The sequence below is a fragment of the Aquabacter sp. genome (assembly GCF_965279295.1).
In the GTDB taxonomy this organism is placed as follows: Bacteria; Pseudomonadota; Alphaproteobacteria; order Rhizobiales; family Xanthobacteraceae; genus Aquabacter.
On sequence record NZ_CBDIHQ010000017.1, the window covers coordinates 187,259 to 201,505 of the forward strand.

Annotated in this window: 13 protein-coding genes; 5 read left to right on the forward strand and 8 right to left on the reverse strand. The window is 63.4% G+C overall.

The features are described 5' to 3' along the window. The first annotated feature begins 45 nt into the window (after positions 1 to 45). A complete protein-coding gene (locus ADADO0_RS15570; protein ID WP_511306092.1) occupies positions 46 to 969 on the forward strand; it encodes an ABC transporter ATP-binding protein in 924 nt (307 codons plus the stop codon). After that, positions 969 to 1,730, forward strand: coding sequence for an ABC transporter permease (locus tag ADADO0_RS15575; RefSeq protein WP_511306093.1), 762 nt, complete (start codon positions 969 to 971; stop codon positions 1,728 to 1,730). Before ADADO0_RS15570 ends, ADADO0_RS15575 begins: the two co-directional genes overlap by 1 nt. 136 nt (positions 1,731 to 1,866) lie before the next feature. Here the strand turns inward: ADADO0_RS15575 and ADADO0_RS15580 are convergent, their stop codons facing one another. The 4 genes from ADADO0_RS15580 to ADADO0_RS15595 form a co-directional block, all read right to left on the reverse strand. Next, positions 1,867 to 3,108: a three-Cys-motif partner protein TcmP gene (locus tag ADADO0_RS15580; protein ID WP_511306095.1), complete on the reverse strand. Its 1,242-nt coding sequence runs from the start codon at positions 3,106 to 3,108 to the stop codon at positions 1,867 to 1,869. A 34-nt stretch (positions 3,109 to 3,142) separates the two neighbouring features. Further along, on the reverse strand, positions 3,143 to 3,922 hold the full coding sequence (locus ADADO0_RS15585; RefSeq protein WP_511306096.1) for a DUF5131 family protein: 780 nt from the start codon (positions 3,920 to 3,922) through the stop codon (positions 3,143 to 3,145). 797 nt (positions 3,923 to 4,719) lie between these two features. Then, entirely contained in the window at positions 4,720 to 6,537 is a 1,818-nt protein-coding gene (locus ADADO0_RS15590; protein WP_511306097.1) for an ABC-F family ATP-binding cassette domain-containing protein, read from the reverse strand. Between the two features lie 93 nt (positions 6,538 to 6,630). After that, complete coding sequence (locus ADADO0_RS15595) at positions 6,631 to 6,810, reverse strand: YdcH family protein (RefSeq protein ID WP_511306098.1); 180 nt, start codon at positions 6,808 to 6,810, stop codon at positions 6,631 to 6,633. 451 nt (positions 6,811 to 7,261) lie between these two features. On the opposite strand from ADADO0_RS15595, the gene ADADO0_RS15600 reads away from it, so the two are divergent. Further along, positions 7,262 to 7,468 carry a YdcH family protein gene (locus tag ADADO0_RS15600; RefSeq protein WP_511306099.1) on the forward strand — a complete coding sequence of 69 codons (207 nt, stop codon included), beginning with the start codon at positions 7,262 to 7,264 and terminating at the stop codon, positions 7,466 to 7,468. A 98-nt stretch (positions 7,469 to 7,566) separates the two neighbouring features. Here ADADO0_RS15600 and ADADO0_RS15605 read toward each other — a convergent pair whose 3' ends face one another. Continuing rightward, on the reverse strand, positions 7,567 to 8,052 hold the full coding sequence (locus ADADO0_RS15605; RefSeq protein ID WP_511306100.1) for a peroxiredoxin: 486 nt from the start codon (positions 8,050 to 8,052) through the stop codon (positions 7,567 to 7,569). A gap of 121 nt (positions 8,053 to 8,173) precedes the next feature. Then, positions 8,174 to 9,016, reverse strand: coding sequence for a protein-disulfide reductase DsbD domain-containing protein (locus tag ADADO0_RS15610; protein WP_511306101.1), 843 nt, complete (start codon positions 9,014 to 9,016; stop codon positions 8,174 to 8,176). A gap of 143 nt (positions 9,017 to 9,159) precedes the next feature. Here ADADO0_RS15610 and ADADO0_RS15615 point away from each other — a divergent pair, with 143 nt between their 5' ends. Further along, complete coding sequence (locus ADADO0_RS15615; RefSeq protein ID WP_511306102.1) at positions 9,160 to 9,777, forward strand: YqgE/AlgH family protein; 618 nt, start codon at positions 9,160 to 9,162, stop codon at positions 9,775 to 9,777. A 20-nt stretch (positions 9,778 to 9,797) separates the two neighbouring features. Here the strand turns inward: ADADO0_RS15615 and ADADO0_RS15620 are convergent, their stop codons facing one another. Both ADADO0_RS15620 and ADADO0_RS15625 read right to left on the reverse strand, forming a co-directional pair. After that, positions 9,798 to 12,893, reverse strand: a complete 3,096-nt coding sequence (locus ADADO0_RS15620) for an EAL domain-containing protein (protein ID WP_511306103.1) — start codon at positions 12,891 to 12,893, stop codon at positions 9,798 to 9,800. Further along, entirely contained in the window at positions 12,890 to 13,891 is a 1,002-nt protein-coding gene (locus ADADO0_RS15625; protein WP_511306104.1) for an NAD(P)H-quinone oxidoreductase, read from the reverse strand. The genes ADADO0_RS15620 and ADADO0_RS15625 overlap by 4 nt, the downstream gene beginning before the upstream one ends. 141 nt (positions 13,892 to 14,032) lie before the next feature. Here ADADO0_RS15625 and ADADO0_RS15630 point away from each other — a divergent pair, with 141 nt between their 5' ends. After that, on the forward strand, positions 14,033 to 14,218 hold the full coding sequence (locus ADADO0_RS15630; protein WP_511306105.1) for a DUF1192 domain-containing protein: 186 nt from the start codon (positions 14,033 to 14,035) through the stop codon (positions 14,216 to 14,218). Positions 14,219 to 14,247: the final 29 nt, after the last annotated feature.

Here is a 14,247-nt window from a genome sequence, read left to right on the forward strand (position 1 = left end):
AAGCCGCCGCGCAATCGTCGCTGGTATGGGCTATATCAAGCCGCCATGCAGCCGATCCTCCGCATCCAGAATCTCTCGAAGACCTATGAGGGCGGGTTCACCGCCCTGAACAATGTGAGCCTCGACCTCATCGAGGGCGAGATTTTCGCGCTGCTCGGCCCGAACGGGGCGGGCAAGACGACGCTCATTTCCATCGTCTGCGGCCTCGTGAACCCCAGCGCGGGCAAGATCGCGGTGGGCGGGCACGACATCATCACGGACTATCGCGCCGCTCGCGCGCTGATCGGCCTGGTGCCGCAGGAATTGAAGACCGACGCGTTCGAGAGCGTGTGGGCCACCGTGAGCTTCTCGCGCGGCCTGTTCGGCAAGAAGCGCAACGACGCCTATATCGAGAAGGTGCTGCGCGACCTCTCCTTGTGGGACAAGAAGGACGCCAAGATCATGACCCTCTCCGGGGGCATGAAGCGGCGGGTGCTGATCGCCAAAGCCCTCTCCCACGAGCCGCGCGTTCTGTTCCTGGACGAACCCACCGCCGGCGTCGACGTGGAACTGCGCCGCGACATGTGGCGCCTGGTGCGGGCGCTTAGCGATGACGGCGTCACCATCATCCTCACCACCCATTATCTGGAAGAGGCGGAGGAGATGGCGGACCGCATCGGCGTGATCCGCAAGGGCGAATTGATCCTGGTGGAGCAGAAGACCGCCCTGATGCACAAGTTCGGCCAGAAGCGCCTCACGCTCCATCTGACCCAGCCGCTCGACGCCATTCCCGCCGCTTTGGCGGGGCACGCCCTCGCGCTGGGCGCGGACGGCCGCTCGCTGGTGTTCACCTATGAGACCACGACCGGGGACGCACCCGTCTCCGCCTTGTTCCACGACCTCACCCAGGCCGGCCTGCCGTTCCGGGATCTCGACACCGAGCAATCCTCGCTCGAAGACATCTTCGTCAACCTGATGCGGGGAGAGTGATGAATTTCCACGCCGTCAGCGCCATCTACAAATTCGAGATGGCCCGCACCTGGCGCACGCTGCTGCAAAGCATCGTCTCGCCGGTTCTCTCCACCTCGCTCTATTTCGTGGTGTTCGGCGCCGCCATCGGCAGCCACATGAACGACATGGGCGGCATTCCCTATGGCTCGTTCATCGTGCCGGGGCTGATCATGCTGGCACTGCTCACCCAGAGCATCGCCAACGCCTCGTTCGGCATCTATTTCCCGCGCTTCGTCGGCACGATCTACGAAATCCTCTCGGCCCCCGCCTCCTATGTGGAGATCACCATCGGCTATGTCGGCGCCGCCGCCACCAAGTCGATGATGCTGGGGCTGATCATCCTCGCCACATCCACCTTGTTCGTGCCAGTGCAGGTGCTGCACCCGTTCTGGATGCTGGGTTTCCTGGTGTTGACCGCCGTCACCTTCTCGCTGTTCGGCTTCATCATCGGCATCTGGGCCGACGGTTTCGAGAAGCTGCAGATGATCCCACTTCTGGTGGTGACCCCCCTCACCTTCCTCGGCGGCAGCTTCTATTCCATCGACATGCTCCCGCCCTTCTGGCACGCGGTGAGCCTCGCCAACCCCGTCGTCTACCTGATCTCCGGCTTCCGCTGGGCCTTCTTCGGCGTGTCGGACGTGAACATCGCGGTGAGCCTGGGGATGACGCTGGCGTTCCTGGCGGCGTGCCTGGTGGCGGTGTGGTGGATTTTCAGGACGGGGTATCGGTTGAAGAGTTGAGGGGGGATTGAACAACGCTCGCCGAAAACCGACTTAGGAATGAGCAAATTTTCGACCGAAAACGCTTATTATCTGCATTTCGCATTGCGTCCGATTAACGCAATCTTGACTTTATGTTTTGAGATTAAAAGAGCGGTTATTTTGTCCTGTTGAACATGGGAAACAGGCTTCGTTGACGCTTTAACCGGATCACATCATTAACAGCGATTGTATTCGCCTTCCGGCGCTCGCCACCAATCTCCGTTATGACCTCCAGATCGGGGTTTTCGATTATTGCGGAATGGATGTCGTCCATATGAGCGGGCGTCGTATTGTAGATACTTTCGTAGAAATTGCCGACGTGGATTGCATCGCCAACTTCGGACACAAGGCGGGGGATGTCGTCCATTAATTGCTCTTTTGCCGAGGCTCGGCCCGGCTGATCGAATAGATAAAGTGTCCCATTCTCATGCCGCTGGTCGTAGGCAAGCATGTCTAGGCCGGATCGGCCATAATGCGCCTGCGTGGTGCTGTTTTGATGGAGGACATTGTTGTACTCCTGCCGCCCGCGGTAAGAATTTGCGAAGTGGATCAGCCAGTAACGCCAGCCGCTTGGGTTATTGATGGAAAATGTACTGACGTAAGGAGAGCAGTCGCGAAATGCACCAAAAACGAGTTGTTCGGCAACCCCCAACCAACTGTTCTTGCTCATTGTGCCTTCCAACTCTCTAAGATCAGCGTCGCTGAGCCCTATATGGGCAAGCTGTGACGCCAAAGCTTGCGGCTCAGATGCACGCAGGAAGGCCAAAAGTGAACCAATAGAAAAGGTGTAGAAGATTTCCGCAGCTTGGTAGGAGCGTAGAATATCAACCAATGTGCGGCGGTGAACGCGGCTATGCCCGCATTGGTCAAGATTAAATACCACGCTCCGGAACCGCCCTCCGTCCAGCAGCGCCTTAATGTTAGGATAAGCGGCTTCGAAAGGCTCATTGAGATAAGCTGGAGTTATGTGGAGCTGTGAAACGTTTTCCTTAATCTCGGCCAGCAATGGGGCGAGATTACCCTTCAGCATTTCGATGGCTTCGGAGTTAGCGTCGTTGAGAACGAACAGGCATTCGATTTGCAAGGGTTTCATGCCTTGCGCAGCGCGGCGCGTATTCGCCCCTATTACAGAAGTGCGTAATTGATCTACGAAAATGAGCGGCGACCCTGGCGTCCCGCATTTGTAGCGTCCGCCGCCAGAGAACCCTTCTACAACGGCAAGACGGAAACGCTCTTGCTGGGGAAGCTGACAACGCACCGCGAGATAACGAGAGAAATACTCGCGAAGGATTTTGTGCTTCCTTAGCGAATGATCTTCTAGCGTGGCTTCCGGCCATTCGTAGGGCTTCTCAACCATCCCCTTCCACCCCTCCTATTTTTACTATTTCTCATTATGCGATAGTCTGAACAGAAGGCATCTCATCCCAAACTCTTCCGCGATATTCTCGCCCATTTGCCTTCTTAGAGCGGCGTTTATTGTCCTTCCCCCAGGTTCCCCACTGCTTGAAGAAGAAAGCCGTTCGCTGATCAAGACATTGGGAATGAATTTCATCGATCCACTCCTCACGAATGGGCCGCGCGGCACTTCCACTCTCACCACCGACGATTGCCCAATGTATACCTTGCAAGTCGATGGCGCCCACAGATCCAATTAAGGGTTCGAACGATATAAAACGGATCGCAGCAGGTACTTCACGCAGATCGTCAGCGCGTGTCAGAACCGCCGCATCCTCGATGCTGGTGCCAAGCCAGACATTTGAAAGAACATCACGCACCTGCTCGCGCACAAGCTGCGCCATGCGATTTGGCCTCTTCGTAAGAATTTGATAGTTATGCTGAGGTGTCTCGCGCATTACATTCCATACAGACAGAATAAAAGCATCACTAACCTTATCATGAAATAGATCGCTCATCGAATTGACGAAAATCTTCTTAGGCTTCTTCCATGCATAGGGTATGGAAAGTGCCTCGGGGTCTTCGCGGACGATCCCTTTCCAGACTGTACGGTTACCGCTTTGGCGGGTTAGGCCTTTATACTTTTCTACCTGCATTGCCTCAAGCCGCTTGGCCATTTGCATGGCATAGCAGTTGGTGCACCCGGCACTAATTACCGAGCACCCAGCGACGGGATTCCATGTCGCATCTGTCCATTCGATTTGGGTTTCAGCCATTCGACATTCCAACTCAAATTCCTAACCCGTGAAAGCTAAGAAAAACTCCTCACCAACTGAATAATCTCCCGGGCAGGCCCGTCTCTAAAGGCCTCGCTAGAAGCGGTCCTTTCGCCTCCATCGACTATTTTATGAGTTTGTTCCTTTTTTGTTCTAATTTCAATTTTTTTGGCAAGCGCAGTATCGTAAATATTAGCACAAAAATAATTTAAGGAATATATTCCTTTTACCTCCAGCCTGTGCTAGCTTGCCTTCACCTTGCACCAAGGAGGGGCGCGTCCGGAGCGACCTGATGTGTGGTGTTTGGGGCGGTTGTCCGACGGGAACGGGATTAACGTCCCCGGGAACGTTAGCTAGAGGAGGCCCAAGGGCGTGGCGCATGGTGCCGGCAACTGGTTCGGCCGGCGTAATTGGGAGAACTGATCACCCACTCGGCGCACGCAAAAAGCCATAAATCACCGCGTGGGAGTGGAGGGGCGAAGGCCCTGATATCAACCTTTTTACCCGACGCGCGTCTGCCGACGCGCCCTCCACTCCCGCATCCCTCCACCCTCGCCGGAAACGGCGGGGATGTTGGTGTTGATGTCTGGGTTTCCCTCCCCCCTTGAGGGGGAGGGCAGGGTGGGGGGTATCTCTCCACCTGATCCGGCGGGGGTGTTCCAGGCGGCACCATACCCCCCACCCCAACCCTCCCCCTCAAGGGGGGAGGGAGCCAAAGACAGGGGGGAGGGAAAGAAAATGGGGCGGAAGCCGGGGAGGGGTCCGGATGAAGACGCCGCGCCGGGGCGGCGCGGTCCTCAGCCGCCCACTTCCTCCCGCAGAATCTCCAGCCGCAGCCATTCCTCTTCCGTCTTGTCGATCTCCGCCTGGGTCTTGGAGAGCGCCGCCGAGGTGCGCTCGAACATGCCGGGGTTCTTGGCGTAGAGATTGGCGTCGGCGAGCACGGCGGCCAGCTTCTCCGCCTCGGCGCGCAGTTTCTCCAGGGTCTTGGGCAAGGTCTGGAGCGCGTGCTTCTCGTGGAACGAGAGGCGGCGCTTCTCCGAGGGCTTGGCGCTGGCGGTGGGCTGAAGGCCGGCGGGCTTCTTGCCGGAGCGCCCGGTCTCAGGCTTGGCCTTGGCCTCCACGCCATGGCCGCGCTGGTTGACCATGTCGGAATAGCCGCCGGCATAGTCGCCGAAATGTCCCGAACCCTCGGCCGCGATCACCGCCGAGACGGTGCGGTCGAGGAAGTCGCGATCATGGCTCACCAGCAGCACGGTGCCGGGATAATCCGAGACCATTTCCTGAAGCAGGTCGAGGGTTTCGAGATCGAGGTCGTTGGTGGGCTCGTCCAGCACCAGCAGGTTGGAGGGCAAAGCCAGCGCCCGGGCCAGCATCAACCGGGCGCGCTCGCCGCCGGAGAGCACGCGCAGCGGCGAGTTGGCCTGGTCCGGCGTGAACAGGAAGTCCTTGAGATAGCCCATCACATGCTTCGGCACGCCGCCGACCATGAGCGTATCGCCGCCGCCGCCGGTGAGGGCGTCGCGCAGGGTCATGTTGGGGTCGAGGGCGGTGCGCTTCTGGTCGAGCGAGGCGATCTCGAGGTTGGAGCCGATCCTCACGGTGCCGCTGTCGGGGGCAAGATCCCCGGTCAGCATCTTCAAAAGCGTGGTCTTGCCGGCGCCGTTCGGGCCGACGATGCCGACGCAGTCGCCGCGCAGGATGCGGGAGGAGAAATCCTTCACCACCTCCTGCGTGCCGAAGGTCTTGGAGATGCTCTTGGCCTCGATCACCAATTTGCCGGAGGTTTCCGCCTCGGTGACGGTGATCTTCACCCCACCCGGCCCGCGCCGCTCCTCACTCTTGTCGCGGCGCATGGAGTGAAGCTGGCCGAGGCGCCGCACGTTGCGCTTGCGGCGCGCGGTGACGCCGTAGCGCAGCCAGTCCAGTTCCGCGACGATTTTGCGGTCGAGCTTGTGGCGGTCCAGTTCCTCCTGCTCCAGCACCTGGTCGCGCCAGGCCTCGAAGGCGGAAAAGCCCTGGTCGAGGCGGCGCGCGGTGCCCCGGTCGATCCACACCGTGGTGCGCGACAGATTGTGCAGAAAGCGCCGGTCATGGCTGATGATGACCAGAGCCGAGCGCAGCGACTTCAGCTCGGTCTCCAGCCATTCGATGGCGGGAAGGTCGAGATGGTTGGTGGGCTCGTCCAGCAGCAGAACGTCCGGCTCGGGGGCGAGCACGCGCGCCAGCGCCGCGCGACGGGCCTCGCCGCCGGAAATCTGCGAAGGATCCTCGGTGCCGGTGAGGCCGAGCTGCTCCAGCAGATAAAGCGCGCGATAGGCCTCGTCACCATCGCCCATGCCGGCTTCGACATAGGCAAGCGTGGTCGCATAGCCGGTGAAGTCCGGCTCTTGCGGCAGATATTGAATGGTGGAGCCGGGCTGCACGAACACGGTTCCGCTGTCCGGCTCCATCAGGCCGGCGGCGATGCGCAGCAGCGTCGACTTGCCGGAGCCGTTGCGGCCGACAAGGCAAAGCCGCTCGCCCGGCGCGACCGAGAGTTCGGCCCCCGCCAGAAGCGGGGACGCGCCGAAGCGCAGGTGGATATCCTGAAGCTGGATGAGGGGAGGAGCCATGCTCGCGGAATAAAGCATGTTGCATCGCGAGGGAACCGCTTCGCGGCATCCTCGCGTGCATCCGGCCTTAGGCTACGGGATATTCGCCTGTCGTCAGTGAACCGTGATGGGTCCGCTGAGCCGCGTGATCTGGTCTTTGAGGACGAGTTTTTTGCGTTTGAGTTCCGCTAGACGAAGCGGATCGGTCGCCGGATGAGACAATTCGCGTTTGATCTCAGACTGAAGAGCTGCGTGACGACGCTGAAGCTCTTGAAGGTGCGACTGGACGGACATTCGATGCGTCTCCCATGTCTGCAACGGACGTCATGCTGTCATGGAGCCGGCGAAGAGTCGACACCCTCTCGCGAAGATATGTATATGCGGTGCGGCGATCCGGAGCATCGCGGCTGCGGTATGGGCGCGTGGCGGGGCGGAACAAATGCCCGTGGGTAAACATAAAACGCTAACCCCGATTCTGATATCGCAGCGCAGCAATTCGGGCGTTCAGTTCCCTGCTTGCAGGCATCGCTTCCCGTGCCATAGTTGGCCCGATCGCCGGGAATTCCTCACTTATGAGAAGCCGGGCAGACGGTGATTTTCCCGGTTCGGGAAGGGTCAGACGACACGATTTCGGTGGCGTCTCACTTGCGACTCCTCCTAAATCGCAGGGTCTCTCTGCGATGCGGCGTATCGGCGACGCAAAGCTCCGGGCGGTGCAGGGCTCTTGGCGGGTGCGGGACAGTGCATGGACAGTGATGAGGAACGCGAACTGCGGTCGGTTCTGGAGCGGCTGCGCCAGGAGCACAGGGATCTGGACGCGGCGATCTCCGCCCTCATGGCGGTGAACGGTGCGGATGTGCTGCAAATCCAGCGGCTGAAGAAGCGCAAGCTCCAGCTCAAGGACCGCATCAGCCATCTCGAGGACGAGCTTTTTCCCGACATTATTGCCTGAGGTTCGGCGCCGCGTGTCCCGGATCAGCGCTCAGCCTTCGGCTTCACTTGTCCGGGACAACGGGATGGCCAGGGTGTGCCCGGCCATCCCGTTGTGTCTCAAAGCTGGGCGAGCAGGTTCTGGGCGCTGGAGACGTCGGCCTTGGAGGGCACGTCTTCCACATTCAGCAGCTTCACGACGCCATCGTCCACCAGCATGGAATAGCGCTTGGAGCGGATGCCGAGCCCGCCGGCCGAGCCGTCGAAGGTGAGGTCCAGCGCCTTGGCGAAATCCGCGGTGCCGTCGGAGAGGAACAGCACCTTGCCGTCGGCGGCAGAGGCCTTCTCCCAGGCACCCATCACGAACGGATCGTTCACCGCGACCACGGCGATGGTGTCGATGCCCTTCGCCTTGATCTCGTCGGCGCGGGCGATGTAGCCCGGCAGATGGTTCTTGTGGCAGGTCGGCGTGAAGGCGCCGGGGACCGCGAACAACACCACGCGGCGGCCCTTGAAGATGTCGTCGGAGGACTTGGGCACAGGCCCGTCCACCGTGTTCACGCGAAACGTGGCCGAGGGCAGGGTGTCGCCGACTGAGATGGGCATCGTTCTCTCCGCAGTTTTCTGTGCCGGGGCGCGGCATGCGCCGTCGCCAGCCGGGGCAGACAATAGAAAGATTTCGCCGTCGCGAAAGAGGCGCGCGGCTGGTTGGTGAAATTCGCGCCGGTTATTCCGCGGGCAGCGGGGCGGGGGTTTCCACCGCCCGGTCCCCGTCCACCAGGGTGAGGCGCAATTGCGCGCCCTTCCAGGTGGCGCCGGAGGGCAGGCCGTCGAGGGCAAAGGTGAAGCGGGTGCGCCCCTGGCCTGCCGGCTCGCGGGTTGGCAGCGGCAGTGCCCAGGCTTCGCTAGGGCCTTCCGCGAACAGGTCGGCCTTTTCCGCGCCGGTGCGGGCGATCACTTCAACCACCGCCGGCTTTGCGTTGCCATCCACCTTGACGCTGAGCACGGCCGGGGTGGCATCGCTGCCCAGAACGGCGGGTGCGGGAACGCTGGCGCGCGCGGCGGCAAGCGCGGCGTTGGGGGTGCCGGGGCCGGGCGGCACGTCGAGGGAGAGCTGGGCGTGCGCCGGGACGCACAGCGCCTCGCACACGGCGAAATCGAGCGAAAGTTCCAGCCGGGTCGCCTTGTCGGGCGCCTCAAGGTCTACCGACACCGGCATCAGCACGGAGCCGCTCTTGTAGCCGATGGAATGGCCGCTCGCGCCGTCCGAGAAGCGGCGGGGCGCGGGAAAAGAAACGCTGGCGGCGCGTACATTTCGCGAGCCGGTCCAGTCGAACCGGGGCGGGATGCCGCTATCGCCAGGATAGCGCCAATAGGTCTTCCAGCCCGATGCCAGGCGGATTTCGACGCCGGCTTCCAGCTTGCCGTCCGAAACGCCGCCGGTGACCAGCCGGACATCGGCGTTCTGGATGCGCACCCAGGGCGATTCGCCCGCATGGGCGGCCGCCGGGGCCACCACCGGCGCGGCGAGGAGGAGAAGCAGGAAGGGAACATTGCGAGCGATCAACATGCCATTGCGCTACCGCGTTCGAGGGCGAAGTGCAAAGCCGGACGGCGCACTTTCCCGTGACGTTGCGGCTGGTGCGGCCATGGGCGCACCCGATGCAGGACAGGATCGTTTTCAAACGCCCGGCATCACGATACGCTTTGCAAATGCCGGTTGATCTCAAGAGCCTTTCGCCCAGCTGTCCACCCGAGTTCCTAGACGGGAAGATGCTGATCGCCATGCCGTCCATGCAGGACGAGCGTTTCTCCCGAAGCCTGATCTATATGTGTGCCCATTCGGCGGAAGGGGCCATGGGGATCGTGGTGAACCAGCGCGCAAGCCATATCGAGTTCGCGGACCTCCTGGTTCAGCTCGACGTGGTTCCCGCCGCCGAGCGCATCATGCTGCCCAAGGAAGCCGGAGCAGTGAAGGTGCTGAAGGGCGGGCCGGTGGAGACCGGACGCGGCTTCGTGCTGCACAGCTCCGATTATTTCATCGATAACGCCACCCTGCCGATCGACAACGGCATTTGCCTGACCGCGACGCTGGACATCCTCAAGGCCATCGCCGGCGGCCACGGCCCCGCCAATGCGGTTCTCGCGCTGGGCTATGCGGGCTGGGCGCCGGGTCAGTTGGAGACCGAGATCCATGCCAACGGCTGGCTGCATTGCTCCGCCGACGCGGATCTCGTGTTCGGCGATCCGGTGGAGGCGAAATACGATCTCGCGTTGCGCCGGCTGGGCATCGTGCCCGGAATGCTCTCGAACGAGGCCGGGCACGCCTGAGGGCGCCCGCCCGGTGCGGGCTAAACTGCCGCCTGCCGCCTGCGGCGGGGCTCGGCGGGCGCTGGCTCGAACAGGGCGCGGCATTCATCGCTGGTGAGCGGTTCGCCCAGGAAATTGCCTTGGGCATATTCCGCGCCGAACTGCCTCATCTCCTCGGCCTCGGCCTCCTTCTCCAGACCCTCGGCGATCACCTCCATGCCGAGCTGGTGGGCGAGGTCGATGATCGAGCCGACGATGATCGGCCGAGCCGCGCGCGCCGCGCCCTTGGCGCTCTCGTGTACGAAACGCTGGTCGATTTTGATGGTGTCGAACGGGAAGCGCTGGAGATAGGACAGGGCCGACTGGCCGGTGCCGAAATCGTCCAGGCACAGGCCGGCGCCGAGTTCCCGGATGCGCGCCAGCATGACGGCGGCATATTCCGGGTTCTCCATCACCAAAGCCTCGGTGACTTCGAGCTTCAGCGTGCCCGGCGCCACCGCGTTGCGGGCGAGCACCGCCTTGAGATCCTGGATCAGGTCGTGCCGCAGCAATTGGCGGGAGGAGACGTTGACGTTCATGAACAGCGGCGGGTCGACCCGAACCTGGCGCTGCCACTGGCCGAGCTGCCGTGCCGCGCGTTCCAGCGCGAACAGGCCGAGATCGAGGATCAGTCCGCTCTCCTCGGCGATATGCATGAATTCGGCGGCGGCCAATTCGCCGAGGGTCGGATGCTTCCAGCGCAGGAATGCCTCGAACCCGCCGATGGCGCGGTCGTGCAGACGGACGATGGGCTGGTAGCGCACCAGGATTTCGTCGCGCTCCAGCGCCGTGCGCAGGTCCGCTTCCATGGCGACCCGGTCGATCTTCTGCTGGCGCATGTTGGGGCGGAACACCTCGATGCGGTCGCCGCCGATGCGCTTGGCGTAATACATCGCCAGTTCCGCGTCCTTCAGCACCTCGTTGCGCTTGCCGATCTCGGGGCCGGAGAGCACCAGGCCGATGGAGGCGGTGATGAACACCTCGCGGTCGGCGAAGGTGATGGGCGCGCGCAGCGAGCGGCGCAGCGTGTCGGCGAAGGTGGTGATGCGCTCGGGATCGCGCTCCGACATCAGGATCAGGCCGAACTGGTCGCCGGAGATGCGCGCCAGCGTGTCTTGGGGCTTCATCAGGCGCATCATGCGCCGCGCTACCGTGAGCAGGATGGAATCCGCCATGGCCATGCCGACGGACAGGTTGACTTGCTTGAAGCGGTCGAGGTCGATGAACATCACGGTCGGCTTCAACGTGTCGTCGATCCGCGCGAAGGTCATGGCCTGGTCGAGGCGGTCCAGGAACAATTCCTTGTTGGGCAGGCCGGTGAGGTTGTCGCGCACCGCGTCATGCAACAGCCGTTCGGCGGCCATGCGCTCGCCGGTGACGTCGGCGAGGGTGCCGATGCAGCGCACCACCTCGCCGTCCGCGCCCACCACGGGACGGGCCCGCAAATTGAAGGTGAGATAATGGCCGTCGATGGCGCGCAGGCGGAAGTCCTGGTCGATGCGCCCGCGCCGCTGGTCGATGATGCCGTCTAGGGTGGCACGGAAGCGGTCGCGGTCGGCGGGGTGCAGCACCTCCAGCCAGCCGGCGGCCTCGGTCTCCAGCGAGCGCCGCTTCAGACCGAGCGCCTCCTCGGCCTCGGGCGAGGTGTAGATGCGGTCGCTGTCCACATCCCAGTCCCAGACGATATAGCCCGAGCCCGACAGCGCCAGCGCGCGGCGCTCAAGTTCGGACGTCGAGCCCTGGATCGCGCCGAGACCGGCGAAGGCGTGCTGCATTACCGTGAAGCCGATGAGCATGACGATCAGCACCAGGCCGCCGGAGAGTGCCGGGGCGACGAGATCGTTGGTGACCAGCCCTTCAACCGTGAGCCCGGCCATCACCACCCACACCACCAGCAGCAGCCAGGTGGGGATGATCAGCACGGCGCGGTCGTAGGAGTGCTGGGACAGCCAGATCACCACCCCGAGCCCGGCCACCGCCACGGCGAACAGGGAGAGGCGCGCGATGCCCGCCGCCACCGGCGCGTCCAGCAGGGCCACCACGACCAGCGCCGCCAGGAAGGCCAGCCAGCCGGCGGCAACGTGCATGTAGCGCACATGCCAGCGGTTGAGGTTGAGATAGGCGAACAGGAAGACCAGAAGCGTCGCGGTCAGCACCGCCTCGCCCGCCGCGCGCCAGAATTGCTCGGCCACCGGCGAGAGGCCGAACACTTTCGACCAGAACGAGAAATCGAGCCCGATATAGCCCAGTACCGCCCATGCCAGCGCTGCGGCGGCCGGGAACATCACCGAACCCTTGACCACGAACAGGATGGTCAGGAACAGCGCCAGCAGGCCGGCAATGCCGATGACGATGCCGTGGTAGAGCGTGAAGCTGTTGACCTTGTCCTTATAGGCGTCCGGCTCCCACAGGTAGAATTGCGGCAGGTTCGGCCCGTTCAGTTCCGCGATGAATGTCACCGTGGAGCCGGGGTCGAGCGTGACCAGGAAAACGTCCGCGTCCGGCGCCGCCTGGCGTTCCGGCTTGAAGCCCTGGCTCGGGGTGATGTTGAGGATGCGCCGGTTGCCGAGGTCCGGCCAGAACAGGCCGGAGCCGACCATGCGGTAGAAGGGCGCCACGATCAGGCGGTCCACCTGCTCGTCGGTGTTGTTGGACAGCGCGAACACCACCCAATCCGCCTTGGTGCGGCCATCCGTGGTGTGCACTTCGATGCGCCTCACGATGCCGTCGGTGCCGGGAGCGGTGGAAATCTGGATGCGGTCGGCGTCGGTGGCCACGCGCTCGGCGGCCGGCAACAGGTCGGTGACCTTGGCATCCAGGCGGATCGCGATGGCTTCGACGGCCTGCGCGGGCACCGCCTGCGCCAAGGCCGCGAGCAGCACCACGCACACGGCCAATACGCATTGAACCACGGCGCTTTTGGCCACGGCGCATTTGGCAAGGACAAGACGCAACGGCAAGTCTCCGCGCCCGGTCTGCCGCCGGGACGAAGCCCCATCACTAAAGCCCGGCTGCGGCCGGAGCAAGGCGAAGGCCGCGCTGAGCCGTTCTAAGCTTTGGACCGCCGCGCGGATTTCGCGCGGCTGCCGCTCGGTCATGCCACCTCCAGCACGATCTTGCCCATGTGCGCGCTGCTTTCCATGCGGGCGTGGGCGGCTGCTGCCTCTACCAGCGGCAAAGTCTGGTCCATGAGGGGCCGCAGCGTGCCGGCTGCGATCAGCGGCCACACCTTCTCCTCGAGTGCGCGGGCGATGGCTGCCTTGTCCGCCACCGGCCGGGCCCGCAGGGTGGAGCCGCTGTAGGTCAGGCGCTTGAGCATCAGGCGCATGAAATCGACCTGCGCCTTCGAGCCGTCCTGGAAGGCGATCTGCACGATCCGGCCATCCACGGCGGCGGCCTCGAAATTGCGCTGGATATAGGCGCCGCCCACCACGTCGAGGATGACGTCCACGCCCTTGCCGCCGGTCGCGGCCTTCACTTCCGCGACGAAATCCTGGGTCTTGTAGTCGATGGCGAGGTCGGCGCCGAGGTCGCGGCAGGCCGCGCATTTCTCGGCCGAGCCGGCGGTGGTGAACACCGTCGCCCCGAACGCCTTCGCCAGCATGATGGCGGTGGTGCCGATGCCGCCGGTGCCGCCATGCACCAGGAAGGTTTCGCCGCCTTTCAGCCGCGCCCGGTCGAACACATTGCTCCACACGGTGAAGAAGGTCTCGGGGATCGCCGCCGCCATTTGGAGCGAAAGTCCCGCCGGCACGGGCAAAGCCGTCGCCTCGGGGGTCGGGCAATATTGCGCATAGCCGCCACCGGTGACGAGGGCGCAGACCTGATCGCCCAGCTTGTAGCGCGTCGCGCCCTCGCCAAGGGACACCACGGTGCCTGATATCTCAAGGCCGGGAATGTCGGAGGCGCCGGGGGGCGGCGGATAAAGCCCGCGCCGCTGCATCACGTCCGGCCGGTTCACGCCCGCAGCCGCGACCTTCACCAGCACCTCGCCCTTGCCCGGCACCGGCACCGGCCGTTCCCCCGGAACCAGCGCCTCGGGGCCACCGGGGGTGGGAACGAGAATGGCGGTCATGGTCGGGGGGAAGTTTATCATGGCGCGGATCCACATGAGGGTCGGCGCCGTGACGGCGCTGCGGGCAAACGGGTAAGCGGCGGTCGGATGACGGGGCAGGTCTAGTAACTCAGCCGGCGCGGCGCAAGAATGCGGAAAATTCACGCATCAGGGAGACGCATGATGGAGGATGAACGCCCGAAGCCAAAGGCCTCGCCGCTGGAGCCGGGCGCGGACCTGTCCCGGCTTTCGGAAACCGAGATCGAGGACCGCATCTGCCTCTATCGCGAGGAGATCGCCCGCCTGGAGGCGATGCTCACATCCAAGCGCGCCTCTCGCAACGCGGCCGACGCGGTATTCAAGTTCTAGCGCGGCGTCCGATCGGGTTAAGGACACCG

Bases quoted from the DNA above. Each gene is read 5' to 3' on its own strand.
- ADADO0_RS15570 (WP_511306092.1), top strand. From the start codon at position 46: ATGCAGCCGATCCTCCGCATCCAGAATCTCTCGAAGACCTATGAGGGC.
- ADADO0_RS15575 (WP_511306093.1), top strand. From the start codon at position 969: ATGAATTTCCACGCCGTCAGCGCCATCTACAAATTCGAGATGGCCCGC.
- ADADO0_RS15580 (WP_511306095.1), bottom strand. From the start codon at position 3,108: ATGGTTGAGAAGCCCTACGAATGGCCGGAAGCCACGCTAGAAGATCAT.
- ADADO0_RS15585 (WP_511306096.1), bottom strand. From the start codon at position 3,922: ATGGCTGAAACCCAAATCGAATGGACAGATGCGACATGGAATCCCGTC.
- ADADO0_RS15590 (WP_511306097.1), bottom strand. From the start codon at position 6,537: ATGGCTCCTCCCCTCATCCAGCTTCAGGATATCCACCTGCGCTTCGGC.
- ADADO0_RS15595 (WP_511306098.1), bottom strand. From the start codon at position 6,810: ATGTCCGTCCAGTCGCACCTTCAAGAGCTTCAGCGTCGTCACGCAGCT.
- ADADO0_RS15600 (WP_511306099.1), top strand. From the start codon at position 7,262: ATGGACAGTGATGAGGAACGCGAACTGCGGTCGGTTCTGGAGCGGCTG.
- ADADO0_RS15605 (WP_511306100.1), bottom strand. From the start codon at position 8,052: ATGCCCATCTCAGTCGGCGACACCCTGCCCTCGGCCACGTTTCGCGTG.
- ADADO0_RS15610 (WP_511306101.1), bottom strand. From the start codon at position 9,016: ATGTTGATCGCTCGCAATGTTCCCTTCCTGCTTCTCCTCCTCGCCGCG.
- ADADO0_RS15615 (WP_511306102.1), top strand. From the start codon at position 9,160: ATGCCGGTTGATCTCAAGAGCCTTTCGCCCAGCTGTCCACCCGAGTTC.
- ADADO0_RS15620 (WP_511306103.1), bottom strand. From the start codon at position 12,893: ATGACCGAGCGGCAGCCGCGCGAAATCCGCGCGGCGGTCCAAAGCTTA.
- ADADO0_RS15625 (WP_511306104.1), bottom strand. From the start codon at position 13,891: ATGATAAACTTCCCCCCGACCATGACCGCCATTCTCGTTCCCACCCCC.
- ADADO0_RS15630 (WP_511306105.1), top strand. From the start codon at position 14,033: ATGGAGGATGAACGCCCGAAGCCAAAGGCCTCGCCGCTGGAGCCGGGC.